This window comes from Gardnerella sp. DNF01157, assembly GCF_049244225.1.
Lineage (GTDB): Bacteria > Actinomycetota > Actinomycetes > Actinomycetales > Bifidobacteriaceae > Bifidobacterium > Bifidobacterium leopoldii.
Genome location: NZ_CP058388.1, coordinates 1,378,194 through 1,405,027 on the forward strand (window position 1 = coordinate 1,378,194; position 26,834 = coordinate 1,405,027).

Consider the following 26,834-nt stretch of genomic DNA (forward strand, 5'->3'; position numbering starts at 1 on the left):
AAAACTCATTTTCAATAATGATTGCAGCAGGATTATATGACAAAACGATTAGTAGTATTGCACTCCGCAGAAGTAGCTGCGATGGCGTTTGCCTCGGCAGCTGCTTTTATGCGTAGTTTTGGCTTTTTTGTTTTGTGGCTTATTTTAGGACTTCTTTCTGTTGCAATGTATTCTTATGCATATTTTTTCTTGCGCAAGAATGTTCTTGAAGGCGAAAATGCAAGTAACACAAATAATATAGCTGAGCTTGATAGCGATAACACTAACAGTATAAGTAGAGATAGTGAACTTAAGAGCACAGGCAGCGAAAAAGCTTGCGATACTGAAAATTACGATAGCTGCGATAATTGCGATAACTATGACAACAATGTTAAAAACAGCTACGGCTCAGAAAACGACAAAAGCGAAAGTGCCGAAGAAAACAAAGTTGTCGCACTAAAACGCAAAAAAGTCGAATTGCAAAATAAGCAAATACTTAACAATTACTCAAATAATTTAACAAATATTATTACATGCTTTATTTGTGGGCTTATTCACGTTCCTTGGATTTATTACTACGGAATTGCAAATGGTGTCTTAGCATTAGTGATTTTGTGTCGAGTCATAAAGCGCCCACAAGGTCACCCTACGGATAAAAGCGATTTTTAAGGATTTAAGCTTATTGGCAATCTACCATTACGTTGAGCACTAAGTTTTGAGTACATTTATTGCACGGGTTGAATTGAGGCCTCTTGGCGAGCAACATCAAGCGCTTTGTTGAAGGCATCGCTAGTCCAACTTGCTCCAGCAACAACCGAAATATGCAAATCTTTTAGTGACTTTCCAACAATTTTGCCAGGTATAGCTTTTGAAAATGCGTCCATGTGGCCTTTTGAAATCGGCGTAAACGGATGAGATGTTATCTGCACATCGCTAACATTTCCATTTGCAACGCTTAAGCGTACATCAAAACTGTCTTCTGCAACAGGACCATACGTAGCTTTGACTTTATAGTCACCATCTTTGTAATTACCAGTATCAGTTTTAGACTGGTTTTTAGAATCCCCAGAATCTTCACTTTGAGCTGAAGACTTAGATTGCTGAGCACCAGCATTGTACTTGCCTGAAGGATTACCACCATCATCTGCACTCTGACCAGAATTGCCAGCAAACTCATCATTCATTGGCACAGCACTAGGTTCACCGCAAGCCGACAACATAGCAGAAGATGCAGCTACAATTGCAAGCGTAGCAACGGTTTTTGCAACTTTTTTGGATTTCAAATCATCGCGTGAAACATCGTGAAACATATTATCTGAAATCATAAAATCATCGCCTTTAAATCTTGTATATTTTAAAATCTTGCGCAACTAATCATCTAAATTCGCTAATTTAGGCGACTTAGTAGGCTCATGGTCTTGCAAAGCTTCCACAACACTTTCATCAACGTGAGCACTCGTAAACGCAGGCTTGCCACCAATCGCCTCGTACGCTTTGCGCGCACTCTCATTATTCCAACGCTCACCAACAAGCACACCGTGATTAAGCATAATTTCGCGATCCGCGCATTGAGCAACCAGAGAATCGTGAGTTACAACAATAATCGTAGTCCCTTGATTGTGCAGCTGCTTAAACAAATCGAGCACAATCTGCTCATTTTTTTCATCCAAATTACCAGTCGGCTCATCCGCAAGCAGCAACTTCGGACAGTTAATAAGCGCGCGAGCAACGCACACACGCTGCTGCTCGCCGCCAGAAAGCTGGCTTGGTAAATGGTGAGCGCGGTCCTTCAAGCCAACTCGATCCAAAGCATCCATTGCCTGAGCTTCGTCAACAACAGAATGATAGTATTGCGCAACCATCACGTTTTCAACTGCCGTTAAATGCGGCACAAGATAAAACTTTTGAAAAACTAAGCCAATTACGTTTTTACGAACGTCAGCAAGCTGACCGGCATTCAAATCCTCAAGTTTGCGACCTTGCAAAGACACGGAACCCTTGGAAGGCGAATCCATGCAGCCAATAATGTTCATAAGTGTTGTTTTGCCAGAGCCACTCGAGCCAACAATAGAAAGCCACTCGCCTTCTGGCACAGTAAGCGACAAATCGTCAACCGCGCGAAGAGATCCGTAAATCTTGGAAATATGATCCAAAGTCAACAGCATTTTTGGCTTAGACTCCGCGCCTTCCAACTTATTTTCTACATTCTCTGTCATATTAAATCCTTAACTCAAATCTTAAACAATCTCTAAATTTACGCTTAAAATTATTCTTCTCGAAGCACAATCGCAGGATCGATCTTTGAAGCGCGCAAAACAGGCGGCAACGCAGCAACGCAAGATGCAATAATGCTAAACGCCACCGAGAACGCAACAAGCCACCAATTCACGCCCAAATCTCTAGAGAACACCATTGCTGCAAGCAAACGTGCAAACACATACCCTACTGCGGTACCAGCAACGCCACCAACGAAGCCATATAATCCAGCTTCAGCAGTAAACTCCACGCCAATACTCCGTGCGCTCGCACCCAAAGCTTTGCGCAAACCAATTTCATTTCGACGCTGTTGCACAATCGAAGAAATCGTAGTGCTCACGCCAACCATCATCAACACTAGAACAACTAGCGACACAATGCAGAACAGGCTGCGCAACATAGTAATAATGCCCGTATCAGCAGCAGTAACTTTAGTAACTTGCTGAGCGCGCACACGCATAGAAGTCATGTCGTTAATACTTCTCACAACAGCATCAACACTAGGAGCAGAAGACGAGTAAGCAATAACATCCGTACCACGCTTAACTCCTGTAAGAGAATTTACATCTGCGTTTAGCGCATATAACATGGAATCCTCTGCGCCGCCTGTGTCCAAAATGCCACAAACGCGGAAAGTTGTGCCGTGAGTATCCATAATATCTGTTGAGACTCTGCCTTCAACGAGCTTTTGTTGAGATGAATTTTGTGCAGATTCTTCTGAAGAATTTGCAACAGAATTTTGCGCTGGTTTATCTGCAGATTTATTTGCAGCCTTATTTTCAGACTTCTCTGCTGGCTTATGCGAGCCGGCAGTATTATCCGAGGATCTATACGCAATCGCAATTCGAGAACCTATTTTTAAGCCCATCGCAAGAGCTACATCTCGCCCAACCATAACATTTCCACTGCTAGGCCAAGAGCCGTCTACATTCCAATGCTTATTAAGCGACTTTACTGAACGAACGTCTATTCCTGCTAAAACATACGGAGCTGCGTTAATACGCACGTTTTCGTAACGATACGTAGCAGAGCGCATAGCACCTTTTGCAAGAACCATATCATTTGTGTGCAAAACCATTGCGCGATCAATACCGTTTTTCCACTCGCCCTCAATTGGAGTTACGATAATATTCGCTCCATACGCACGCATTTCATCGCTCATTTGCTGAGGCACAACAAGGCAGATTGCAGCTAAACAAAACAGCGTGGCAGCACCAACAAGCGTTGCAATAACAGCCATCAAAGCACGCGATTTTCTACGAAATACCGCGCTAAATAGCATGGTAATAAACATAGAATTGTTGGAAGTCATATAAGATTTACCTGCCATGAAGCACCTCCGCAGGACGCACACTCAAAATCGAACGAATCGACGAGCCTGCAGCCGCAAGCACAGTCAACGCAAGCAGCACGAACACCAGAACAAATACCATCGGTCGGAACAAAATCGCAGAGTCGAACACTGTAAAACCAATAATCTGCGCCACTGCAAATCCCAAAGCCATGCCGAGTAACGCTCCACCAAACGCAATAACCGCAGTTTCCATAAGCATAAGACGAGCAACAGCACCATCACGCGCACCCAAAGCCTTAAGCAATGCAAGCTCACCGGAACGCTCAGAAATTGAAGCAGCCATAAGATTCGCCACAGCAACAGCCGCAGCAATTAAACTCAACGCAGTCATCAAAACCATAACAGCGCGCGTCTTATTTAATACGTTACCCTGAAGAGCTGCAACTTGACGAACCTGCTTTGCAACAGCTCCAGGAATTACCTCCTCAATTTGGTAAGTAATCGAACTCGGGTAAGCCGTGCAATACCAAGTTTCCCACTCTTCCTGGCTGAGCGCTGCCGGATTTTTAGCAGCCTTTCGCGCTAAATCATTTTCAGGAGTAGTAAGCGCCTTTACTTCAATCGAATCAACCTTATTCGGCTTATTTGCAAGGCTTTGAGCATCGCTAGAACTTGCGTAGATTGCGTTATTATCGTCGTCGCCAGAATCGTATATGCCAACCAAGCGCAACGAAACCTCGCGCCCGTCACGAATCAAACGCAAACGCTGACCAATTTTTAAGTGCAAACGCTCAGCTAGCTGCGCACCTACCATTGCTTCAGATTTATTATCTTTTGCCCAACGACCTGCATTAATCTTCCACCAAGAGCGCAAACCCCTAACACCAACAACCGTTGTTTCCCCGGAAGCGAGCGCAAGCTTACGATTAAACCAAGTTCCAATAATAGGCACTACCAAATCGCCAGAAGATTTCGCTTCAAGATTTGCGTGAACTTTTATTTTCGGCGCAAAATTAGTGATATTAAACGCCCAGAAAATCATTTTTATTTTTGCAGCATCAGATTCTTTTAGCGAAGCAGTAGATTCGTGACTTTCCGCAGCCTTTAAACTCCCAGAACCATTAGTATCAATCTGCTCTCGAGAAGCATACAAATCATTTACAACAGCGCTAGATTTTGGCTGAACCACAATATTTGAACCATATGAACTAAGCTCTGCGTTAATTTTGTCTCCAACGTCATACACAACGCTAAGCATTGACACGCTAACGCACGCGCTTAAGCACACTACGAGCGCAATTAACACACGCTTTTTCAATTGCCGCACAAGAGATCGAGCAACCATGCGCATCATAAACATAGCAACTCTCCCTTACTTAAAATGCGAACTGAGCACGTCTAAATCAGCGGTATGAATTGTGATTTTGCCATGCCCAGCCTTATACGGGAACGGAATCGGATTGCAACCACCTTTAAAACCGATAGTTGCCAAATTAATTGCTACGTCACATTTACGGCAAATAATCTTACCGTCTTTTTCATAGTAGCCTGCATCTCCACAGTTTTCGCAAGCATCCAAGCCAACGCCATACGCTCCACCATTCTTTTTGATGATTATAAAGCGCATAACAGTGCCGTCTTTTGCTTTGTATTGGAAGCGATGCAAATGACCATCTGAAACTTGAACGTAATTAATAGTCGCAACACCATCGTGCAATTCGTACGGTTCTGGAGGCGTAAGAGTTGGTTTAATATTCATAATAGATACGCCTACAGTAAGCGTAAGTATTACTGTGATAGCAGCCAAAAGAGCTGCGAGCGCAGACTTTCGAGATTTCCTTTTAAACGCTCGCTTCGTGCGAATTTCTGCAGCATTTTCACCAACTACAGCCGTTTTAAAGCCGATTATTACGGATGCAGCAGCAGGAATCATAAACACGCTAATTTGCGCCATAATCATTAACGGAGCGTTATTAATTAGCCAAACAAGCACGCTGAAAGAAAAGTCATCCATATAAAGCAGAATGCTTCCTTGCATAATCTGCAAAAGTGAAGTTATGTGCTGCACTAGCAAAATAATCATGCTTAAAACTACAGCGATTTTGAAAGAAATCGCGTTAGATGTAGTGCGCAAAGAACGAACCATAAGGCTTAAGCAAATAGCAGCAATAACTCCAAGCACAAAACCAAGCGCTCGAAGCAACATGTCTGATGTAAAAGGCGGAGTGCTTGAATCTACGAAAATAGTAAGCTGCAAAATAACATCTGGCAAAGCATAAAACACAGTAAACGCTAAGCAACATGCACCAATTGCGTTACTTATGTGCATTAAAAGCGGGCAATTACGCCAATTTCTTACTATTTTGTGTGAAAAGATAACCACAATAATTGCAGCAATATCAAGCGGAACTGCAATGCACAACGCCGGCATATTAATAAAGTTTCGCTGATTAATTACCACAGATGCGCGAAGTATAGCAAAAATAAGAGCTGCAACTGTGCCTGCAGACAGCCCATACAATCTCCAACGTGCGCTTAGAGGCTTATCTCGCCCCTCGCCAACAGTGAGCGATGTGCTTAATCCCATTGTGAGTAGCGTAAGAGGGAGCAGCCCAGGCATAACTGCCACAAACAGTCTGAGCATAACTCCCTCCTTTGCTGTTACTTATTATTTACTAAAATTATTAATTAATCGCTAATTATTAACTAGCTATCACTACCACTGACGAGGAGTGTACTTCCAATCGTCGAAGGTTGCCTTAATTGGCTCAGTCCAGAAGCGACCGGTTACGCCGGTAGCAGGATCGACGTGAAGCATCCAACCCTTCTTTTCTGGGGATTCAATAGAAAGCACGAGCTTGTAATTTCCAGCCTTGTCAAGCTTAACGTTTGCACCGTAGTGAGGGCCATCGGAAGCGTTCATCTGCATAAAAGTACCCTTGCCAACGGATTCACCGCTTGCCTTATCGACAATCTCATAATTCACAGTCAAATCTGGAATGAACTCGCCCTTACCGTAGCCAAGCTTTGTACCTTTTTGGTTAGCGTGGATATCGGCTTCAAGGTGGAAGCTTGCTTCACTTGCCTTCAAACCCATACCGGCTGGGAGCATATCAACTGGCTGGAAGTACACGGCACCAATAGTAAGAGGTCCAATGTTCTGATCTTGGTGAGGACCAACTGGAACCTCCTCAAAGCCCTTATCGTCGCCCTTGTCATCAGACTTGTTATCAGACTTCTGCTCGGTTGCTTGTGACTTAGCATCAGTTTTAGCTGAATTGCCATTGGAACCGCATCCAGCGAGCGCAAGCAGTCCAGCAAGAGCTAAAGCTGCAATTGCTGTCATTTTATTATTCTTCATATCTAACCTTCTGTGTTTGTTGTTAGTTATTTTTATTTAATTGTTGTTATTGGTTGTTTATTAATTATTTATTAGTTGGTTATTTGTTGTTTTGCTTATTTATTTTCTATCGCGCGTTTCCCACGACTTCGCGCAATAGATACGCAAAGCAGTGAAATCACAACAATTGCTGCCACAATTTGAGCAACAATCGTCTCAACATACGGATAGAACCCAAGCCAATCGTTAGTTGGCAAGCCTTGAATATACATTCCTTCGAGAGCATCGCCCTCGATTAACGCGTGCACGCCACCGCCCGCAAAAATTACTACGAGAACAGACATAAGAGCGCTTGTTCCAGTAAAGAATGGGCGAATTGGTATGCGCACAGATGCGAAACGAATCAGCAAGAATATCACTACAAGAACTGCAGCAGCGGAAATGAAGCCTCCCCAAATCATAGAGTCAGCTCCGTTTGAAACTGCAAAGATTGCTTGATAGAAGATTACAGTTTCAGCACCTTCGCGGAACACCGCAAGGAAACTCAATAACACTAAAGAAACCAAACTTCCCTTAGAAACTGCTGCCGTTGTTTGCTCACTAATATACTTATTCCATGCTTGCACTGAAGATCTAGAAATCATCCAATTACTCGTGTAAAGCAGCATAAGCATTGCGAACAATGCAACAACGCCTTCTGTAATCTCCTGCTGCGGACCAGAACCATTAAATAGCAAGCCGAATAGTGCAGCTACAGCAAGAGATGCCACAATTCCAGCCGCAATACCTAGGTAAATATACTTCACCATATTCTTGTGACCGGATTTAACAAGGTAAGCAATAATTGCTGCAACAACTAGCAACGCTTCCAAACCTTCACGAAGCAAAATTACGAAAGCCTGACCGAATGAGCTAGTTATGAATTGCATAAATGGATTTGCGCTTGAAGATGCGCCTTTGTCTAATTTTGCTGCGTCTTCAATAAGCATCGCTTTAAGATCCGTTACGAACTTTTTAGCTTGCTCAATAGTTCCGCCGTTGTTCATTGTTTGGCGGCACTCTTTGAATTGATACTCGACAGTCGAAACGCGACTTCCGCTTATTGCATTCATCACGTTCTTCTCGAAACCAAGCTTTTCGTAATACTGGTAATAGGCTTCGTTAATTAAATCAACTGCAGATGCTACTTGAGTTTTATTACCTTTTGCAGACTTGTATTTTGCAACAGACTTGTCGAGAATAACGTTCATTTCTCGAGCAACTTGACCCCACGTACGACCATTGCGCCCGAGGTTTTTCTTTTTTGCAGCATCAAGCTTTTTGCGCTCTGCTTTAATTTGCGCACGCAACTTTTGTGCATAAACATTTGGCTTATCCACTTTTAAGTTGGCATCGAGACTAGATGCAGTTTGTGCAACATCCACTGAAAGAGCCGTCGAAACAGCACTTATTTGTGAACCTTGATTTTGCTGGTATACAAGCGTTTGTAGCTGCTGGAATTGATCAGTTTGTGCCTGAACTTTATTCTGCCCGATTGCATCTCGCACAACCGTAATCATGTTAGAAGCAACATAAACGGAATTGTATGCTGCTTCAAATCGAGTTGCAGCTCCAGAATTATTGCCACTATTGTATTCTGATTGACCTTGTAGCAATTCTTTATTAATTGCTTTAGAAACTTCTGTCCAGCTAGTATATGAACGATCCGCATCTGTTGCAAAAGCTGGAATAGTTGTAGCGAACGAACTCACTATGCAACCTACCAACATGCACACAGCCAGAATCAGTGCAGCCGAGTCACGAATAATTCGGCGCACTTTTACATACGCGCGCATAACATCTCCTCGCGTTCTTCCGCGTCTTCTTGCGATTCCGCACTTCTCACGCGTTTTACGCCTTTTGCGTTAACGCATTTCTGCATATCTACGCGCTCTACCCCAAATTGAGCGCACCCAACTAAAACTTGCCATTACAAAGGCCCCACAGGTACATAATATCGACATATCATGTAGATTGATATAGTTCTACGCAAAAAACACGCAAATATTACAAAAATGATATTGATAACGATAATTATCAATCTTTTTGCGATTATGCAGCAAAAAAATACGCTGGAAAGGCGGCCGTTTTGCGAAGCGCATAATTTGGCGAGATTACAGCAAACTCAGAGCCGGTAGTTTGCACGATTTTTTGCAAATCGCTTTCTTGCGATACGAACAACGCAGTTGCGAGCGCGTCGGCATAAGCAGTTGGAAAAGCGCAAGTTTTAGCAGGAATATACGCCCAGCTTGCAGAAAGTTTTTGCGCAGGAGTTCCATCTAAAGCGTTGATTAAGTGAGTCGCAATTAAATTAGACTCAAAAGCATTGTCTGCAAGGCAATTTGCGTCTTTTACTTTCCAACGCTTTCTTGCAGCAGACGAAGCACACAACGCTCCGCTTGCAATTGATGCCACTCCAACTGCTTGCGTTGTGTCAAAAGGATTTTCCAGCGCAACTTTTATTTGGTAATCTTCATCGCTAAAGCAAGCGCGCATATCACCGCCGGCATTTACCAAAAAATCGCAATCCGAAAGCGAATCGTCACCAAGCTCGTCTTTAAGAATATTCGTTACAAGATCTACAAAATAACCCTTCCCAGCTGCCCCAAAATCAAGCTGCACTGGCTGATTTGTGTGAAGCGTTGTGCCGCTGTCATCTCGAGAAATATCTGCCCACTTAACTGGCAAAGCGCGGCGATATTTGCTCCAGCTGCCGCTGACACTGCCACTATTCTCGCTCGCGCTAACAGTAGATTCCGGAACGAATTGCACAGAATTATCGTAGCCAAGCGCAAGCAGATCCGCGCCAATACAAGCGTCGAAAGCTCCGCGAGTGGCATCGTAAAACTCGTCGTAAATTGCAAAAAGCGACCCAGCCCACGACGGAAACTCAAAATCGCCGCCATGCTCCGCACAAGCCATACGCGAAACAAGCGAATCTTCACGAAAGCGCGAAAGAGTGCGCTCATACTCTTCAACAAAAGCGTGAATCCGCTGCTCAACACCCTGCGGAATCGGCTTGCTACTGGAAATAATAATCCCCGTTCCAAGCGCGCGCTCAATCGCAACAACATTCCTAAACATCGCTTGCTTCAATCCCTAAGTCAAAACTCTCTGTTACTCGTCAAAATCCGCAACAAAACAACAAAAACAGCAAAATGTCGACATAGTTTACAGACAGTCTCATTCTATACCGACATTTTTAAAAAATAGCAGCATAGCACACAAAAACATTCGCCTATACCTACATTCTGGCAAAATGAAGGCATAGCGTGCAAAAAATATTCATCTATACCAAAATTTTTGCAAAAACGCATTATAGAAATATTTACGGCACTGGCAACATAACGCAACTCGTTTCTGCGTAGCACGATTTACGCGTTTTAATGAATACCCATAACAACTAGCTAAGAAACAAATAAACAACGCTACTTAAGCAACCAATCAACAATGTTTTCAACACGAATGCCGTCGTAATCATCATCTAAAGCCTTACTCAAAGTAATAACCAGCTTTTCATAATTATTCTGAATCTTCCGAAGCGGCTTTAACTCTCGCTCGCGCATAGACTCATCCATCATGCTTTCAGTTACTTGAATATAAAGCTTTTCGCAAGCAGAAGTCGCAACAAAATCCACCTTTTACAAGTTTAAGTTATTCATGATCTAAACTTTTCTTTTTCGTGAGTTTAAGTTATTGATAACTCAAACTTTGTATTTTTGCAAGTTTAGATTGCACACTATAGCGATACATAATTGCTAGATTCAATCTATACCATAACGCGTTTTATACGCAGCGTAATCCTTATCTTGCAAAACACTAGCCACATTCGGCGCGTATTCGTATTCTTCTTCAACAAGATGAGCAAACTGCTGTTGAGCTAAAAGCTCAATATTCAAAGGCTTTGTAATAATGTGGAACATGCCCTCAAGAAGCTTTGTCTTGTTAGTATCTTTAGCCTGGATCGAAGCTTCGTCGTTAACACGCTGCGTTATTAATCCCCAATCGAAATGGTATCCAGCATCTCGCGCAACTATATCCCAAAAAACGCGTTGCGTTCTACCATTGCCCTCACGAAATGGGTGTAAAACATTAAAATTATTGTAATTTACGCTTAGCTTACTAATAAACTCGTCAATAGATAAACCTTGCAATAAATTATCATTTTTAAGCGTTTGCTCACAGTAGCGAATCCCAACGCCCATATATTCAAGCGGATGAAACGGCTCGCCACCGCCTTTAGACATGTCAATAGTGCGAATCTGACCAGCCCAATCGTAAACATCCTGGAAAAGATAATGATGAATCCACTGCAATTGCTTAACAGTTCCTTCAGCATGCGGCAAATTTTCGTACAAAATAGAACATCTTGTGAGAACAGCATCGTTCTCATATTTATCTAATTCAATCTGATTATTTATATTAGATTTGTTCTTCAATACCCTTGTCTGAGGAATAAGATAAGGGTCAAAAACTGTTTCCACGACGCACACAACCCAATAACTTAATCCATTACGCCATATCTAGAACGCATTCTAGCAACAAATTCGTCACTGGTTATAAGACCTTTAGCATATTGATTTGCGTCATAAAGAAACTCTTTTGAAGGCGAATTGCCTTCAAGTCTGCCTGAAGCTATTGCAAGACCCAAATTTTCTTGACGCCTACGTTGCGTTTCTTTATCAATCATTTCTTCTCCCTGCCAACACACGCACCCAAATCAAAAATAACTACGCACTATTTTACTATTCGCAACGCATTTTGATTACTGCATATTCTGCTTACAACACATTTTTGTTGCATCATATTTTGCGATTTGACGAATCCAGCATCGGCAACATAACGCCACTAGTTTCGGTGCAACATGATTTACGCACTTTAAAACTAAGCAAATCCCACTTCGCAAATTTGAAAATTTTTTAATTTTGCGAAGTCAGATGATATTTGCACAAGCCGCAAAACACAAAAAACAGAACACAATCGGAAAATGCATAAAGAAAAGAGCCTTCGCGCGAGCGCAAGCAAGAAAACAAACAAGCGAACGCGAACACAAATAGGCACTCACTTTCAAAAGTGAAAAAATATTAAAGTTTTGAAAGTGAAACTACGCATCTATTTTCAAAAGTGAAAAATACTACATACTGCGATTCTGAAAACAAAATTAACGATGATTCCAAATTGGAGCGCGATACTGCTACTATCGCCAACACAATCCCAAAACCCAAACCAAAGCCTAAACCCAAACCAAAGCCTAAACTCAAACCAAGGCTCAAACCAAAACAAAGCCTAAACCCAAACCAAAGCTCAAACCGAAACCAAGCCAAAGCTCATAACAAACCTCGCACCACTGCGCGGCAGAAACTTTACAGCGGCGTAAAGTTTCGGTCGGATTAAGGCTGTAAAACGTCAGAAACTTTACAGTCATGTAAAGAAACAGTCGCGAAATAGCAGAAAAACGGCAGAAACTTTACACGCGAGTAAAGAAAAAGTCGTCTACACACCAAAAAACGTCAGAAACTTTACAACGCGCGCCAAAAACAAAAGGCAGGAGCTCGGGATACCCAAACTCCTGCCTTTTCGCTTACTTCACTTATACGTAAGCCTAAATCACCTTAGCGTTAGGCAGCACGTTGCCGTCTTTATCAACGTTACAACTATGCTCAACAGCAATAGTAATATGATCAGAATCAACAGAGAAGAAGCCGTCTGTCACTTTAAAAACGTGACGTACACCCTTCAAATCGTCAACCTTCACAAAACCGTGATCAATCAACGCAAGCACAGCCTCATGTCCAGGAAGCACGCCCATAGCGCCATTCACAGAAGGAATAACCACGAACTTGGCGTCACCTTCCCAAACAGGATGCCTGGCTGCCACCACACTAACGTGCAGCGATTTTACTTGCTTCTCCGACATAATCACGCACCAAACTCTTGCTGCATATCGTGCCAACGACGCTCAAGATCATCAATGCCACCGATACCAGAGAATGCCTGCTCAGGAATCTCATCGTAAACACCATCGCAAATGCGAGTGAATGCCTCAATGGTTTCGTCTGCTGGCACATAAGAACCTGGACGACCAGTGAACTTTTCAGCCACATAGAAGTTCTGACCAAGGAACTGCTCAATCTTACGAGCGCGGCTCACAGTAGTCTTATCTTCCTCACCAAGCTCATCGATACCAATCAAAGCGATGATGTCCTGAAGCTCCTTGTTACGCTGCAAAATAGCCTTAACGCGGTTTGCGCAATCATAATGAGCCTGACCAACGTAACGCGGATCCAAAATTCTAGAAGTAGAAGTCAAAGGATCCACAGCTGGGTAAATACCCTTAGCTGCAATATCACGTGAAAGCTCAGTAGTTGCATCCAAGTGCGTAAAGGTTGTTGCAGGTGCAGGATCAGTGTAATCATCTGCAGGCACATAAATAGCCTGAAGCGACGTAATGGAATGACCGCGCGTAGAAGTAATACGCTCCTGCAATGCACCCATTTCATCTGCCAAGTTTGGCTGGTAACCAACTGCGGAAGGCATACGACCCAGCAAAGTGGACACCTCAGAACCAGCCTGAGTAAAGCGGAATATGTTATCGATGAACAGCAACACATCCTGATTCTGCACATCGCGGAAGTACTCAGCCATAGTCAAAGCGGTAAGAGGCACACGAAGACGAGTCCCAGGAGGCTCATCCATCTGACCAAAGACAAGCGCTGTTTTCTCCAAAACGCCAGCATCAGCCATTTCGCCAATCAAATCGTTACCTTCACGGGTACGTTCGCCAACGCCAGCAAACACAGACACACCACCGTGATTCTGTGCAACGCGCTGAATCATTTCCTGAATCAACACAGTTTTACCAACGCCTGCACCACCGAACAGACCAATTTTACCGCCCTGAACGTAAGGGGTAAGCAAATCGATAACCTTAATACCAGTTTCGAACATCTGAGTCTTAGACTCAAGCTGATCAAAAGCAGGTGGGTTACGGTGAATTGGCCAACGCTCAGTTACTTCAATATGCTCGCCAGGCTTAGCATTCAAAATGTTGCCTGTAACATCGAACACGTGACCCTTAGTAACGTCACCAACAGGTACAGAGATTGGACCGCCAGTATCTCGCACTAAAGCACCACGAACCAAACCGTCAGTAGGCTTTAAAGCAACTGCACGCACAGTCGAATCACCAAGGTGCTGCTCAACTTCCAGCGTGATCTCGTGAACGGTATCACCTTCCGTGTTACCAACGGTAGCAATATCGACTTTGAGAGCATTGTAAATATCCGGCAGATAGCCGACTGGGAATTCAACGTCAATCACGGAACCCTGAACGCGGGTTACGCGACCAGCTGTTGGATCGACCTCCTGCTCAGCTTCTGGAGGCGCTGTGGTCTGATTTTCAGCCATATGCTCCTAATCCTCCTCATTATTCAGCGCATCAGCGCTGCCGATAATCTCGGTAAGTTCTTGAGTAATGGATGCCTGACGAGAAGCATTAAGCTTTCTTGTCAAATCATCCACCAAATTGCGGGCGTTATCTGTAGCCGTATGCATAGCGTTCTGTCTGCTTGCCGTTTCGGAAGCAGCAGAAGTAAGTAAGCACTCGTGAATACGAGACTGAATATACTTCGGCAAAACAGCATCCAATACTTCATCCGGGCTTGGTTCGAAGCAATACTCCACAGCTTCTGGATTGCTGCGACTCACTGCTTCTTCACGAGCCGAAACTGCGCTCGTAGACGACAATGCTGCTGAAGGACCAGAGGCTGCTTCATAGTCAGGACGATGCATAGAAAACTCTTCACCGTCCTTCAAAGGAACCAGCTCAACTGGCAGCATGCGTAACGTACGAACTTTTTGCCTCACCATATTTATAAATTCAGTGAACACAATATACAGTTCCGAAACTCCGCCTTCTGCTTCCGGCGTCATATAAGCGTCCATTAAAGTATCGGAAATCTTTTCAGCAATAGTAACGTCAGGATGGTCAGTAGAACCTTCCCAAGTACCTGCCACATCGCGATTGCGATACTTGTAGTAAGTTGCACCACGTCGACCGTACACGTACAGTTCTGCATGTTTACCTTCTGCATCGAGTTTTGCAAGAAGTGCTTCAGTCTCACGAATAATCGAAGACGTAAACGCACCTGCCATACCACGATCAGAAGTAAGAGCCAAAACTGCTACGCGATTGCCGGCATGCTCTTTACCAAAAATAGGATGCTTAATATTTGCTTCGTGATGAGCTACCAACGCCTGCACGGCATCGAAAATTGCGTCACTATAAGGCTTAGCATTAAGCGCAATATCTCGCGCTTTAGCGATATGAGAAGACGCAATCATTTCCTGAGCCTTAAAGATTTTACCCAAAGACTGTGTGGAAATAATTCTCGATTTCAATGCAAGTTGGGAGGACATACGCTACTTCCCCTCAGGCTCGCGACTGTCTGCTTTTGGCTTAGCTACAAGCTGTTCCTTCTCAACAGGAGCAGGGTTTTCAGCCGGCGGCAAAGAATCCTTTACAATCAAAGGCTTGCCAGCAGATGTCTTAAACGTCCTACGGAAATCATCAATGGCTGCATCAAGCTTAGCTTCAGTTTCCTTAGTGAAGTCTTCAGTATCGCGAATTACTTGCAAAATGTCGGTTCCTTTATCCAAGTAATCCAACAATTCGCTTTCAAAACGCAACACATCCTTCACAGGAATATCGTCAAGCTTTCCATGAGTACCAGCCCACACAGAAACAACTTCTTGCTCCATTGCTCGAGGAGAGAACTGCTTCTGCTTAAGTAGCTCAGTCAAACGAGCGCCGCGAGTAAGCTGTGCCTTTGAGGCTGCATCCAAATCAGAAGCGAACATTGCGAAGGATTCCAAAGACTTGTAACGAGCCAAGGAAATCTTCAACATGCCGGAGACTTTCTTCAAAGCCTTAGCCTGAGCTGCGCCACCAACACGAGACACGGAAATACCAACGTCTACTGCTGGACGCTGACCTGCGTTGAACAAATCAGACTGCAAGAAGATCTGACCATCGGTGATAGAAATCACGTTGGTTGGAATGTATGCAGAAACATCGTTTGCCTTGGTTTCGATAATTGGAAGACCGGTCATAGAACCGCCACCCAAATCGTCAGAAAGCTTAGCACAACGTTCAAGCAGACGAGAGTGCAAGTAGAACACGTCGCCTGGGTAAGCTTCACGCCCAGGTGGACGACGCAAAAGCAGGGAAATTGAACGGTATGCTTCTGCTTGTTTCGACAAATCATCGAAAACAATCAAAACGTGTTTGCCGTTGTACATCCAGTGCTGACCGATTGCAGAACCAGTGTAAGGTGCAATGTATTTAAAACCTGCAGAATCAGAAGCTGGGCTTGCCACGATTGTGGTGTACTTCATAGCTCCTGCTTCTTCAAGGCTTTGACGCACTGAAGCAATAGTGGAACCCTTTTGACCGATTGCTACATAAATGCAGCGAACCTGTTTCTTTGGATCTCCAGTTTCCCAGTTAGCCCGCTGGTTAATAATCGTATCTATTGCGATTGCAGTCTTACCTGTTTGACGATCACCAATAATCAACTGGCGCTGACCACGACCTATTGGCGTCATTGCGTCAATAGCCTTCAAACCAGTAGACAATGGTTCATCGACTGGATGACGGTGAATAACGTCTGGAGCCTGGGCTTCAAGAATACGACGCTCATTGCACTCAATCGTACCCAAACCATCGATTGGATTACCCAACGGATCAACGGTACGACCAAGATAAGCGTCACCAACCGGCACAGACAACACCTCGCCTGTGCGGTATACTTCCTGCCCTTCCTCAATGCCTGTAAAATCGCCGAGAATAACAACGCCGATTTCGTGTGCATCAAGGTTGAACGCAAGACCCAAGGTATCGTTCTCGAATGTGAGCAGCTCGTTTGCCATGCAGCCGGACAATCCAGCTACGTGCGCAATGCCGTCACCAGCCGTAACAACATAGCCAACTTCTTGCGTTGGCATGTCTGCAGGCTTATACGAGTCAACGAACCCGTCGAGTGCCTTGCGTATCAGGGCGGGATCAATAGATAGTTCCGCCATAATTCTCCTTAATTTACTACTTCATTGCCTGTGTCCAAGCACCATTTCGTGCAGAACGCTGCAACTGCTTAAGCTGCATCAACATGGTGCGATCGGTTATTTGATCACCGATTTGTATACGCATACCACCAAGCACATTTGGATCCACAATTGGGTTAATGTATGCACGATGACCCAACTTATCGCTGTAGATTTCAATCAAACGCTTAATTTGCTTATCTGTAAGCGGCTGAGCAGTAGTGACTGTAACCAATGTTTCTCCAGCTTCACGCTCAAATCCTGACCAAGCGCCGCCGAAGCTACCTGTTTTACCGCTTTCGGCACCTCCGTGCCAAGTTCCTACTAGATAATGCATAATGCGCAATACAACAGGGTGCGCCTTACCTCCAATAAGCTCGTCAATAAGGCGAGACTTATCTTCCGAAGACCTATTCGGATCAGTAATCGCATCAGAAAGCTCAGGATACTTATCAATCATGTCCATCATTGACGAAAGCTCGTCCGAAATGCGCTGCGCTTCATCGTGCGCATCTGAGATGGCCTGAGCAAGCGAAGAACGCGACAAACTATCGTTTACTCGCGCTGCCTTTTCTGGCATTCTTACCTCCTCGTTTCTGTAAAAACGAAGTAACGCAAATAATACAAAATGAAATAACCGTAATTTTATTTTGCGATTATTCAGTTTTGCACATTACTTTACTTGCTTTGATCCGAATTTTTAGTGTCTCCAACTTCATCGATCACATGATCAATAATCTTGGAACTGACGGTATCGTCATCCAATTTGGATGCAAGAATCTTGCCAGCTAAAGCTGCTGCAAGAACCGACACTTCTCCTTGGAGGCTGGACATGGCATGCTTATGCTGAGCCTCAATAGAATGCTGTGCTTCACTGATAATCTTCGCAGCATCCTTTTCAGCGCGTTGTCTAGCTTCGCCAATAATTTTTGAAGCTTCCGATCGAGCCTCTTCACGAGTATTTGCAGCATCAGTTTGAGCTTGAGAAAGTTCGTTTTCAATCTGGCTCTTTAACTCGTCTGCTTCACGCTGAACATTAGCAGCCTTAGCCATTCCACCTTCAATTTTTTCTGCACGCTCATCAAGAATTGCCTGGAATTTAGGCATAACGAACTTGTAGAAAAACACTGCAAGAACAACTAAAACAACCAGCGACCATATAACGTCGTAAGGCTCCGGCAAGAACAACGCCAGTTTATTAGTTTCGGCTGCATATGCCATGGCTTGTCCTTTCTATTCTTTCAACACTTGTATGCGTTGGAACGAGTTGTTTCGTTCGGTTCAGCTTCCCATAATGTAGGCAACGAATCCGAGCAAGCCCAGAACCTCAATGAATGCCAAGCCAATAAACATGAACAACTGAATACGGTTGCCGACTTCTGGCTGGCGTGCAGTGGATTCCATAGCCTTGGATACAACCATTGCCATTCCGATAGCAGGGGAAAGAGTAGCAACGGCAAAGCCGAGAATGCTAAGGTTGCCCGTCAATCCTGCGAGAGCGATGATACTATTCATTGGTTTCCTTTCTTTAGGAACAGTAACCAGTTATAAACCCTAAGATTATCAAACCTGTTTTATCTGTTTGCTTTAACTAGCTTTAATTAGTTTTACCTATTTATGCAATAGCAACAGCAGATTTTTCTTCTTTCTCGGGGTAACTTTCCGAAATATACACAGATGCAAGAACGGTAAAAATAAACGCCTGCAAGCCTGCGACTATTACTTCGAATACTGTAAACAGAATGCCACCAAGCAGCCATAATGCACCGCCTAAGGCAAGGAGTTTATTGCTGGAATCCACCACAAAGAAGTTGGTGAATACTAGACAAGTGGCCACCAGCAAATGGCCAGCAATCATATTCGCAAACAAACGGATTGTAAGCGAAAGTGGTCGCACAATCAACAATTCCAGAAGCTGCAATGGCGTAAGAATAAAGTAAATTGGCCATGGCACGCCTGCTGGGAACAAGGATTCGCGGAAGAACGTTAGGAATCCTTTTTCTCTAATTCCAGTTATTAAGTATTGGCATACAACCCAAAGAGCAAACACTAATGGCCCTGTAATAGTTGCTGTTGCAGCCATATTTAAGCCTGGAATAACTGAGCAAAGATTAAAGAAAAATATTGTTATAAAAAGAGTTGTTATCATTGGCACATAACGCTTGCCGCGCTCTTCGCCAATCATTTCGTACACAATGTTAAATCGCACAAAGTCCATTAGAATTTCTAGCACGCTTTGGAATCTTCCTGGAACCACTTTTGCGCGAGCTGCTCCAATGCCAAAAATAATCATAACGATTACGGCCATAATAATACGCACCATAACAATTCGGTTCATGGCAAATGGAGTGCCTTGGAACAAAATCTCTGGAGGCAAAAACTCACTAATATCAGGTAGCTCTGGTTTATTCGAAGCTACAGTAGAAGCTACAGTCGTGGTCTTCTGTAAAACATCAACCATCACATCCATAAGTGCCTCCTTATAGCAATCCGTTCACACGCCTCAATTCAGTGCCGCTCACTCACATACTCAATTCAATCATTCTCGCGGCATATATATCAACTAGATCATATGTTTCATATTTCGTAAGGCGCGGGGCACGAAACGAAAAATATATCTAATTGCTGATTGTACTCTTTGCTTGTACATAATTACGCAACTTCAAAATTTATTTGTTCATACCGTACTTAATGCCGTCAAATGGATAAAAATTATCGGAGCGCGGAGAAGCCGGCTCATGCCTTATAGAACGTTCAGTTCCAAGCCTTCCAGCAGCTCTTAAATGAGGAATATCAGAAAGATTGTAAGGCGTAGTTTCGTACACCCAATTAAGCCAGTTGCGCCAAAGCAAATTCGCGTGCGCACGCCAAGAAAATAGTGGCTCTAATTTTGGATCGTCATGAGGGAAATAGTTGTAAGGGAATGGCACGTTGCTCAAACCTTTTAACATGTCACGCTCATATTCCTGCGCAAGAGTCATTTTGCCATATTCCCAATGTCCTAGCGCAAAAACTTCAGAAAAATCACGCGTAGCAACTAATCCCGGACCAGATTCGGGACCATACGTAAGAATTTGTAAACGCTGATCTGCAGAAATGCTGTCAACATCAACACTCGCTATTCTAGAATGCGGCTGTAAAGCGATTTCATCAAAACCATTTGTAAGAAAACAGTACTCATCCTGCAAATATTGCGGGAACACGCCAAAAACTTTTTTGCTGAGAACATGCTTTTTTACGCCATATCGATAGTAAAGCGCGCCCATTGCGCCCCAGCACAAATACATTGTTGAGAAAACGTGTGTTGATGCCCAGTCAAGAATTTGCGTAAATTCGTGCCAGTAGTCGACTTCTTCAAATTCCATATGCTCAACAGGAGCGCCCGTCACAACAAATCCGTCGTAATAGTTGTTACGAAGTGCGTCAAGATTTTCATAGAATTTTACTAAATGATCAGCGCTAACATGTGTCGATACATGCGTAGAAGTTTTCATAAAATCGACGTCAACTTGCAAAGGAGACTTAGAGATGAGTCTCAAAAGCTGAGTTTCTGTCTCGATTTTTTTGGGCATAAGATTCAAAATCAACAAACGAAGTGGTCGAACATCCTGCTGTTCTGCTTCTGGGCGTTCCAATGCAAAAATTCGCTCAGCATCTAATATGCTTCGCGCTGGCAATCCTTCAGGAATCTTAATAGGCATGTGTTTATTATACTCCACACTTGTTTATGTTTATTATGTCTATGTCACTCATGTACACGAATCGTAAAATTCTAACCAAATACAGCGAGACACGCCCGAAAGTTGACAAATCTAAATTTGCACCTATCGTAGATAGAGCTGCTAAAAGTAGCCGACGCGGGGTGGAGCAGCTCGGTAGCTCGCTGGGCTCATAACCCAGAGGTCCATGGTTCAAATCCATGCCCCGCTACTAAAGCCAAGAATCACACAAATTTCTCACGATTGTTGTGGTTCTTGGCTTTTTTGTTTAATACTACATAAGTCGCCCAAAAGCGTCATCGCGCAATAATCAATAAAGAAGAATTGCAAGACGGCGACGAGCGCGCGCAAGACGCTCATCATCTGCAGGAAGTATGGCAAAATACTCAAGCATACGAGAACGAATAGCATCCGCATCACTCTTATGACCAGATGCAAGGAAGTCAAGCAGTCGCCCAAAAGCGTCATCAATATGACCGTCAATCATATCTACATCTGCTACTGCAAGCTGCGAATCTAAATCATCCTTATTATCGCCAGCAGCCTTTCTAACCGCAGCAACATCAGTATTAGTATTACGCGAAAGCAACAAAGCTTTTGCATGTTCACGCGATGCAAGCACATCATGAGGATCTGCTTCCATTACTTTTGCATACTCGCGTGCAGCACCTTCATAATCACCCTTCATAGCAAGCGAATGAGCTTGCTCATGAGCAGGCGGAACATTCTCAACAGAGTTATTCCCGGAACTATCTTGATCTGAGTCTTTAGACATTTCAGACTTTTTCTCAACCGAGGATTCCACAAAAGGAGCAGTTCCAGCAACACCAGAGCGTTCAGCAACCTGAACCAATTGCGGCAAAATAGTGCCACAAATCTGCTGTAATTCCTCGTCGCTAGGTAAACCTTGCGCAATAGGCATAGGACGTCCGCCAATTAAACCGTAAATTGCAGGAAGCTGCTGCGCTTGCAATGCTTGAGCAATACTTGGGCTTTCATCAGAGTCGATACGAGCTAACTGCATACGACCGTCAAGCGCGTTAACAGCATCCGCTAATTTCTGTGCCACATCATAATAGGCCTCGTCATTAGCTTGCCAAAGCAAAATAACAATTGGGAAACTTACAGACGTTTGCACCATCGCCTGAAAAGACTGCTCATTAACATCGATTACATAGCCGCCAGCTTTTGGAGCAGAAGAACCAGTAGAGCCCGATGCAGCTTTAGCAGCTTGCTTAGCTTGAGCTTCTACGCGACGCTTTACGCCTTCTAAATCTACAGCCCCAGCAAGCGAAAATCCGCCAGGATTCATGCCTTGCGCTTTACTACTCACCATTTTTCCTCTTTTCCAAGCACACTAAATTGTACTTACAAAATTTATAAAGCTTCTACCTTAATAGGCTGACGCTCAGCACCAACAGGAATAATCTTCATATGAGAACTAGCTGGAGGAACTACTAGAGCAATAACATTTACGTAAGTTACTCGCATAGTACCTTTTGCTTTACCATCGCCAAATAATGCTTTTTCTTCATCAGAAGCAGGACGAGATTCACGCCCTTCACCAGCTTTACGAGTCCACACAGAATCTATGCGCGCAACAACCAAATCGCTTCCATCGCTTGAACGCATAATGCTTATTTGTTTGAGATTTGGTGTAAAGATTTGTTCTTGAGAGCCTTTATTTCGCTCCATTCCAGCTTGCACTGCTTTAGAAAGTTCAACTAACTTTTTACGCAAATAATCGTCAGCAAAATGCTTCGCGTACTTGCTGTTTTCACCATTTTGTAAAACGTCTGCATACGCAGCTACCGCTTCATCTGGAGTCATCACCAAACCAGTATCATTAGATTTACCCATTGAAGAACCAATACTTGGCACAGCAAATTTAGGAAGATGCACTCCAGGGAATAAGCGCGCAACAGCCCAAAGTTTATAATTCGAACGCGCTCTCTGTTGACGTAAAACCAGCAAACGTTTTGACTGTTGATCTTTAGTAGTAGTTGTAATAGTCATTAAATCTCTTGGCCAACCAGAATTAGTTGGCACAATAGTTTGCGCGGCTTCACGCGGAATAGTGGTCTTAGGATCTAAGTTTCCAGTTTTGTTTGCAATCGTAAGCTCGCTCGTGCGAATATCGAGAGCAGGTCCAGAAACTGCTTGAGATAATGAATCCACATCTTTTTCGTCATTTGCCTTTTCTAGAGTGCGAAGCAACCCCAAGCGGATATCTTTTTCTTGGAGCATAGTCACATTAGGCAACTCTTGATTACTACGCGCTTCAGCAGGTTTCGGCACCTGCCCATCGCAAGCAGATAATCCAGTTACCATAACCGTTGATACAACACATGCTATTAATGTGACTATGTTGTTGCGCAATACGCCTCTATTTTTACTGTTTACGCGGTGAATATCGACATTAGTATTACGCATTTTATTCATTTCCTCGCTCACTTGAAGAATTACCGCGGTAGCCTTTCCCATTTTTTCTGTAACGACCGTTACCACCGTCTCCTCTAAACCCATTTCGTTTTATGCGAGACTGCTTATCGTTGCTATTTTTAGACGAATTTTGACGCTTGTTTGATTCTGAGTTGCGATAGTTTTCGTGATCATTAAGCTTTTTCTTACTAGATTCATGTGAAATCTTGCTATTACTATCTGAAGGCTTGACCGTTTCTAAACGTTTCTTTGCAAACTTTTCAGAATTATTAGCATTGTTTCTATCGTTCTGACGGTTACGCCTCTTGTTATTCTGCTGTGCATACTTATTTTGCTGCTGATGCTTATCCTTATGATCGTTCAGACTATTGCCATCCGACGCGCTTGCGTAAGATTTTTTCTTATTTCGCGGAGTCTTAATATTCTGAGAATTCCGCTTATATTGCTTATTTTCTGAATTTGCTGATTCTGCTGAATTTCCAGAATATTTCGCATTTCCTATATCTTCCGCATTTGCTAAATCTTCCCCGTTTGCCGCAGCATCCTGATTGTGCAAATCATTAAATTCATCATCAACATTGCCTAAGTCATCTAAATAAGAATTATCGTCATGTTGCTGCATAAAGCGCGCGGCAAACGCAAGCATTTCATCTTGTGCAATAACAGTAGTTTCAGCCAAAGAATCAGTAGATGCAACCGCTGTAGAAGCAGACGCAATTCGAGTTTGCATACCATTTGAGTCGCCGCTTTGCATTGAATCTTTGCGACGACGTGCATGACCCCCATGCCTTGCGTGACTTCCAGAATCCTTCTTGTGTCGTTTGTGACCAAAAATACCAGACATGGTTCCAGAAATCGCCTCAGCAAAGGTGACTTCGTCACGCTGTGCAGACTTTACTGCCAACGCTCCTGAACGGCTAGCTATTAATTGCTTATTACGACGACGATGCGGAGCCATTGCAAAAATAGTTGCAGAAAGTATAGCTAATACTGCAAAAAGTGCTCCTACAAAATATAAAGGCGTTGCAAAATCTGGAATTTGATTACGACGCCACCGCAATTCTATGGAAGCTTCCGGTACATTATCCCCCAAATCAATTAGCAAAACACGTCTAGCAGCCTGCGAACGCAGTGCAGAAGAAGCAGTATCAGAGCTATTTGACTTACTAGAGCGAGTGCCTGATTTAGACATTGTGCCGTTTGCAACAGCATGATCGTATGACGCAGAACCAGAAGATTGAACATAATCTGCAGTATTTATTGCCAATTTCGCTAAACCAAGCTGGCATGTAACTATAGGCCATAAATTAGATTCTTGGAATTTTACGTCAGGATCCTTAATGTCCACAGAGTCACCCGCTTGCACAGAGGTTCTACCAGACACTTCAGAAACTGAAAGATTATTCCAATCACGCAAACCAGTAATTCTTTGTACTGGAGAACCTGCCACCCAGCCTCTTACGTCTTTCGTTAAACCTACAGCAACACAAATAGGCTTACGCGTATGCAAAGCAGCGACACTAATACGAACCCTGTTATCTACAAGATTCAAAACACCAGGATCAGTGACAATATAACGAGTTCCAGATACTTTAGCGTACGCAATAACCACATTACTAGGCTTCCAAAATGTTGAGTTGGCAACACCAAGAACAACACTTAATACTGCAAGCAAAGCAAAAAATGGAGCTACAACGCCGCGCATGATTTTACTGCGCAAAGTGAGCCGTCGCATTGGTCGTCGCATTGGTCGTCCTTCTGTATCAGAAGCATCTTCTATATTTGTCATAACGATACCATTCTACAGTCTTTTAATATTACTTGCATGTTTTGATGTAAAAATCAGCGTCAAGCGGTAATGTAAGGCTATGAAAAAAATCAAAACATTAGGACAAAAATCTCTTTTACTTCGCGCTTTCGCAACTATTAGCGCAGTAGCAATGTGCGTAGTGCTTGCTTCATGCGGAGAAAATTCTGACAATAACAATTTAACTGATGAAAACGCTCAAAAAGCTGGAATGCAGTTGCTGGAAGGCGTAAGCGCATCGGGAGAGCTGGGCAAAAAGCCTAAAATAACGCTGAAAACGCCTGTAAAAGTAAAGCAAAATACTTATGCCGTTTTGCAACGAGGCAACGGAGAAACAATTAAAGAAGGCGATCGCGTATGCTCTCAGGGCATTGTGTTCGACTCCAAAACCGGCAAAGAGCTTATGAATACTTGGAAAGAAGGCAAAGTTGATTGCTCAATTTCCATTAATAAAAACTCTACAAGCCGACCATATTACGCTTTAATTAAGGGCAAAAAAATTAATACGACTATTGCTTTGGGCGTAAGCGGAGGAGCCAAAAATCCTTCATATATTATGGTTCTTACAATGGTTTCGCGATCAAAATCTCTAACTAGAGCAACAGGCAAAGCTGTTACGAATATTCCCGCAAATTTGCCGAAGGTAACTCTTGATAAATCTGGAGCACCAACCTTAGATAAAAATAACTACGTTCCAGACGGAAAGCTTGTTTCTCAGACTTTGATTGAAGGAACCGGCAAAAAAGTAACTGCAAAAGACACAGTTTCCGCTCATTACACTGGTTGGACTGCCGATAAAGACGGCAAACTTCATCAGTTTGATTCTTCTTGGCTTCGTGGCATACCTGCAGACTTCCAACTTGCTGGAGGAGTAATCCCTGGTTGGACTAAAGGCTTAACTGGAAAGAAAGTTGGTTCCCAAGTTCTTTTGGTAATCCCACCAGAAGATGGCTACGGCAAAGAAGAAAAGAAGGACGCGCGCGGAAACGTAACTATTCCTGCAAATGCCACGCTGTACTTTGTAGTCGATATTCTTTATGCTTCGTGAGATTTGTAATTTTGCAAACTGTTGCAAAATTAACTAGCGATTCATAAATAATAAACCCCTCCTTCCCGAGGGGTTTTTACATATTTAGAACACATATTTAGAACAGACGAAGATCGTTGGACTCGACTCCACGCATTTCATCGTAATCCAATATTAAGCAAGTAAATCCACGATCCTCAGCCAAAACACGGGCTTGTGGACTAATAGTTTGCGCAGCAAAAATACCTCTAACCGGCTTAAGTAACGGATCTCTATTCAGCAACTCACAATAACGCGTAAGTTGCTCAACGCCGTCGATACCACCATGCCGCTTAATCTCAATAGCGACATGTACACCATCCGCGTCCTGAGCCATAATATCCACTGGGCCGATAGCCGTAGGATATTCACGGCGCACCAACGTGGCACCATCGCCGATTCGTTCAATCTGCTCAGCCAAGTAACGTTGCAAATGATCCTCAACACCATCTTTAACTAAGCCAGGATCCTCACCCAAATCGTAAGTATTATCACTATAAACATGCTCAAGCGAAATCATAAGCAAATCATCGCTTTTAGCAGCAGCAACACGCAAAATACAGCCATCTACAACAATGCCAGCATCGGATTCGCCGCTATCTTCTTTACGTAAAACACGCATAGTACAAGGAGCTACCATCCAATTAAGAGGTTTATACGCACCAAGCTCAGAAAAAATAAGTACGCTGCCATCTGCTTTAATAAGCAACACTCGCTTAGCTAAAGGAAGCGTGGCATTTAACCTACCTGTATACTCTGCACTGCAATCTGCAACAATAATTCGCACACAG

The 26,834-nt window shown here is 43.5% G+C and carries 27 protein-coding genes and 1 tRNA gene; 3 read left to right on the forward strand and 25 right to left on the reverse strand.

Features of this window, described 5'->3' with window-relative positions:
• The first annotated feature begins 36 nt into the window (after window positions 1-36).
• Window positions 37-648, forward strand: coding sequence for a hypothetical protein (locus HXT38_RS05370; RefSeq protein WP_421791777.1), 612 nt, complete (start codon window positions 37-39; stop codon window positions 646-648).
• Window positions 649-704: 56 nt separating this feature from the next.
• On the opposite strand, the gene HXT38_RS05375 is transcribed toward HXT38_RS05370, so the two are convergent.
• The 21 genes from HXT38_RS05375 to HXT38_RS05475 form a co-directional block, all read right to left on the reverse strand.
• Window positions 705-1,304, reverse strand: a complete 600-nt coding sequence (locus HXT38_RS05375) for an FMN-binding protein (protein ID WP_004105691.1) — start codon at window positions 1,302-1,304, stop codon at window positions 705-707.
• Between the two features lie 45 nt (window positions 1,305-1,349).
• Window positions 1,350-2,195 (reverse strand): ABC transporter ATP-binding protein, encoded by an 846-nt coding sequence (locus tag HXT38_RS05380; RefSeq protein WP_004105693.1) that lies wholly within the window; start codon window positions 2,193-2,195, stop codon window positions 1,350-1,352.
• Between the two features lie 50 nt (window positions 2,196-2,245).
• A complete protein-coding gene (locus HXT38_RS05385) occupies window positions 2,246-3,565 on the reverse strand; it encodes an ABC transporter permease (protein ID WP_004574159.1) in 1,320 nt (439 codons plus the stop codon).
• Window positions 3,555-4,889 (reverse strand): ABC transporter permease, encoded by a 1,335-nt coding sequence (locus HXT38_RS05390; RefSeq protein WP_004105697.1) that lies wholly within the window; start codon window positions 4,887-4,889, stop codon window positions 3,555-3,557. The genes HXT38_RS05385 and HXT38_RS05390 overlap by 11 nt, the downstream gene beginning before the upstream one ends.
• A gap of 12 nt (window positions 4,890-4,901) precedes the next feature.
• Entirely contained in the window at window positions 4,902-6,173 is a 1,272-nt protein-coding gene (locus HXT38_RS05395; protein WP_410294578.1) for a Fe-S-containing protein, read from the reverse strand.
• Between the two features lie 72 nt (window positions 6,174-6,245).
• The gene (locus HXT38_RS05400; RefSeq protein WP_064340620.1) at window positions 6,246-6,890 is read right to left on the reverse strand and encodes an iron transporter; all 645 of its coding nucleotides are present in this window, start codon (window positions 6,888-6,890) and stop codon (window positions 6,246-6,248) included.
• A 95-nt stretch (window positions 6,891-6,985) separates the two neighbouring features.
• Window positions 6,986-8,704 carry an FTR1 family iron permease gene (locus tag HXT38_RS05405; protein ID WP_064340277.1) on the reverse strand — a complete coding sequence of 573 codons (1,719 nt, stop codon included), beginning with the start codon at window positions 8,702-8,704 and terminating at the stop codon, window positions 6,986-6,988.
• Window positions 8,705-8,960: 256 nt separating this feature from the next.
• Window positions 8,961-9,992, reverse strand: coding sequence for an FAD:protein FMN transferase (locus tag HXT38_RS05410; protein WP_421791780.1), 1,032 nt, complete (start codon window positions 9,990-9,992; stop codon window positions 8,961-8,963).
• A 344-nt stretch (window positions 9,993-10,336) separates the two neighbouring features.
• Window positions 10,337-10,546, reverse strand: a complete 210-nt coding sequence (locus HXT38_RS05415; protein ID WP_004574165.1) for an ATP-binding protein — start codon at window positions 10,544-10,546, stop codon at window positions 10,337-10,339.
• Between the two features lie 126 nt (window positions 10,547-10,672).
• Window positions 10,673-11,392: a Fic/DOC family protein gene (locus tag HXT38_RS05420; protein ID WP_101892180.1), complete on the reverse strand. Its 720-nt coding sequence runs from the start codon at window positions 11,390-11,392 to the stop codon at window positions 10,673-10,675.
• A gap of 20 nt (window positions 11,393-11,412) precedes the next feature.
• A complete protein-coding gene (locus HXT38_RS05425; RefSeq protein ID WP_004105736.1) occupies window positions 11,413-11,598 on the reverse strand; it encodes an antitoxin VbhA family protein in 186 nt (61 codons plus the stop codon).
• A gap of 394 nt (window positions 11,599-11,992) precedes the next feature.
• Window positions 11,993-12,232 (reverse strand): hypothetical protein, encoded by a 240-nt coding sequence (locus HXT38_RS05430; protein ID WP_421791782.1) that lies wholly within the window; start codon window positions 12,230-12,232, stop codon window positions 11,993-11,995.
• Window positions 12,233-12,510: 278 nt separating this feature from the next.
• Window positions 12,511-12,825 carry a F0F1 ATP synthase subunit epsilon gene (locus HXT38_RS05435; RefSeq protein WP_032835331.1) on the reverse strand — a complete coding sequence of 105 codons (315 nt, stop codon included), beginning with the start codon at window positions 12,823-12,825 and terminating at the stop codon, window positions 12,511-12,513.
• A 2-nt stretch (window positions 12,826-12,827) separates the two neighbouring features.
• A complete protein-coding gene (atpD, locus tag HXT38_RS05440) occupies window positions 12,828-14,315 on the reverse strand; it encodes a F0F1 ATP synthase subunit beta (protein ID WP_004105740.1) in 1,488 nt (495 codons plus the stop codon).
• Window positions 14,316-14,321: 6 nt separating this feature from the next.
• Window positions 14,322-15,326 (reverse strand): F0F1 ATP synthase subunit gamma, encoded by a 1,005-nt coding sequence (locus HXT38_RS05445; RefSeq protein WP_004574170.1) that lies wholly within the window; start codon window positions 15,324-15,326, stop codon window positions 14,322-14,324.
• Between the two features lie 3 nt (window positions 15,327-15,329).
• The gene (gene atpA, locus HXT38_RS05450; protein ID WP_415707394.1) at window positions 15,330-16,991 is read right to left on the reverse strand and encodes a F0F1 ATP synthase subunit alpha; all 1,662 of its coding nucleotides are present in this window, start codon (window positions 16,989-16,991) and stop codon (window positions 15,330-15,332) included.
• Between the two features lie 16 nt (window positions 16,992-17,007).
• On the reverse strand, window positions 17,008-17,589 hold the full coding sequence (locus tag HXT38_RS05455) for a F0F1 ATP synthase subunit delta (RefSeq protein ID WP_421791784.1): 582 nt from the start codon (window positions 17,587-17,589) through the stop codon (window positions 17,008-17,010).
• A gap of 98 nt (window positions 17,590-17,687) precedes the next feature.
• Window positions 17,688-18,230 carry a F0F1 ATP synthase subunit B gene (locus tag HXT38_RS05460; protein ID WP_004105751.1) on the reverse strand — a complete coding sequence of 181 codons (543 nt, stop codon included), beginning with the start codon at window positions 18,228-18,230 and terminating at the stop codon, window positions 17,688-17,690.
• A gap of 60 nt (window positions 18,231-18,290) precedes the next feature.
• Complete coding sequence (atpE, locus tag HXT38_RS05465) at window positions 18,291-18,524, reverse strand: ATP synthase F0 subunit C (protein ID WP_004105752.1); 234 nt, start codon at window positions 18,522-18,524, stop codon at window positions 18,291-18,293.
• Window positions 18,525-18,624: 100 nt separating this feature from the next.
• Window positions 18,625-19,479 (reverse strand): F0F1 ATP synthase subunit A, encoded by an 855-nt coding sequence (atpB, locus tag HXT38_RS05470; RefSeq protein WP_004105753.1) that lies wholly within the window; start codon window positions 19,477-19,479, stop codon window positions 18,625-18,627.
• Window positions 19,480-19,678: 199 nt separating this feature from the next.
• Complete coding sequence (locus tag HXT38_RS05475) at window positions 19,679-20,710, reverse strand: homoserine O-succinyltransferase (protein ID WP_032842366.1); 1,032 nt, start codon at window positions 20,708-20,710, stop codon at window positions 19,679-19,681.
• 155 nt (window positions 20,711-20,865) lie between these two features.
• Here HXT38_RS05475 and HXT38_RS05480 point away from each other — a divergent pair.
• Window positions 20,866-20,939, forward strand: a tRNA-Met gene (locus HXT38_RS05480).
• 99 nt (window positions 20,940-21,038) lie between these two features.
• Here HXT38_RS05480 and HXT38_RS05485 read toward each other — a convergent pair.
• The 3 genes from HXT38_RS05485 to HXT38_RS05495 are packed head-to-tail and all read right to left on the reverse strand — an operon-like array spanning window position 21,039 to window position 24,959.
• The gene (locus tag HXT38_RS05485; protein WP_004574175.1) at window positions 21,039-22,064 is read right to left on the reverse strand and encodes a tetratricopeptide repeat protein; all 1,026 of its coding nucleotides are present in this window, start codon (window positions 22,062-22,064) and stop codon (window positions 21,039-21,041) included.
• 41 nt (window positions 22,065-22,105) lie between these two features.
• Window positions 22,106-23,170, reverse strand: coding sequence for a hypothetical protein (locus HXT38_RS05490; protein ID WP_004574176.1), 1,065 nt, complete (start codon window positions 23,168-23,170; stop codon window positions 22,106-22,108).
• Window positions 23,163-24,959, reverse strand: coding sequence for a hypothetical protein (locus tag HXT38_RS05495; protein ID WP_415688526.1), 1,797 nt, complete (start codon window positions 24,957-24,959; stop codon window positions 23,163-23,165). The genes HXT38_RS05490 and HXT38_RS05495 overlap by 8 nt, the downstream gene beginning before the upstream one ends.
• Window positions 24,960-25,038: 79 nt before the next feature.
• On the opposite strand from HXT38_RS05495, the gene HXT38_RS05500 reads away from it, so the two are divergent.
• Window positions 25,039-26,025: an FKBP-type peptidyl-prolyl cis-trans isomerase gene (locus HXT38_RS05500; protein ID WP_064340281.1), complete on the forward strand. Its 987-nt coding sequence runs from the start codon at window positions 25,039-25,041 to the stop codon at window positions 26,023-26,025.
• Window positions 26,026-26,122: 97 nt separating this feature from the next.
• On the opposite strand, the gene nucS is transcribed toward HXT38_RS05500, so the two are convergent.
• Window positions 26,123-26,830 (reverse strand): endonuclease NucS, encoded by a 708-nt coding sequence (gene nucS / locus HXT38_RS05505; protein WP_004105764.1) that lies wholly within the window; start codon window positions 26,828-26,830, stop codon window positions 26,123-26,125.
• Between the last annotated feature and the right edge of the window lie 4 nt (window positions 26,831-26,834).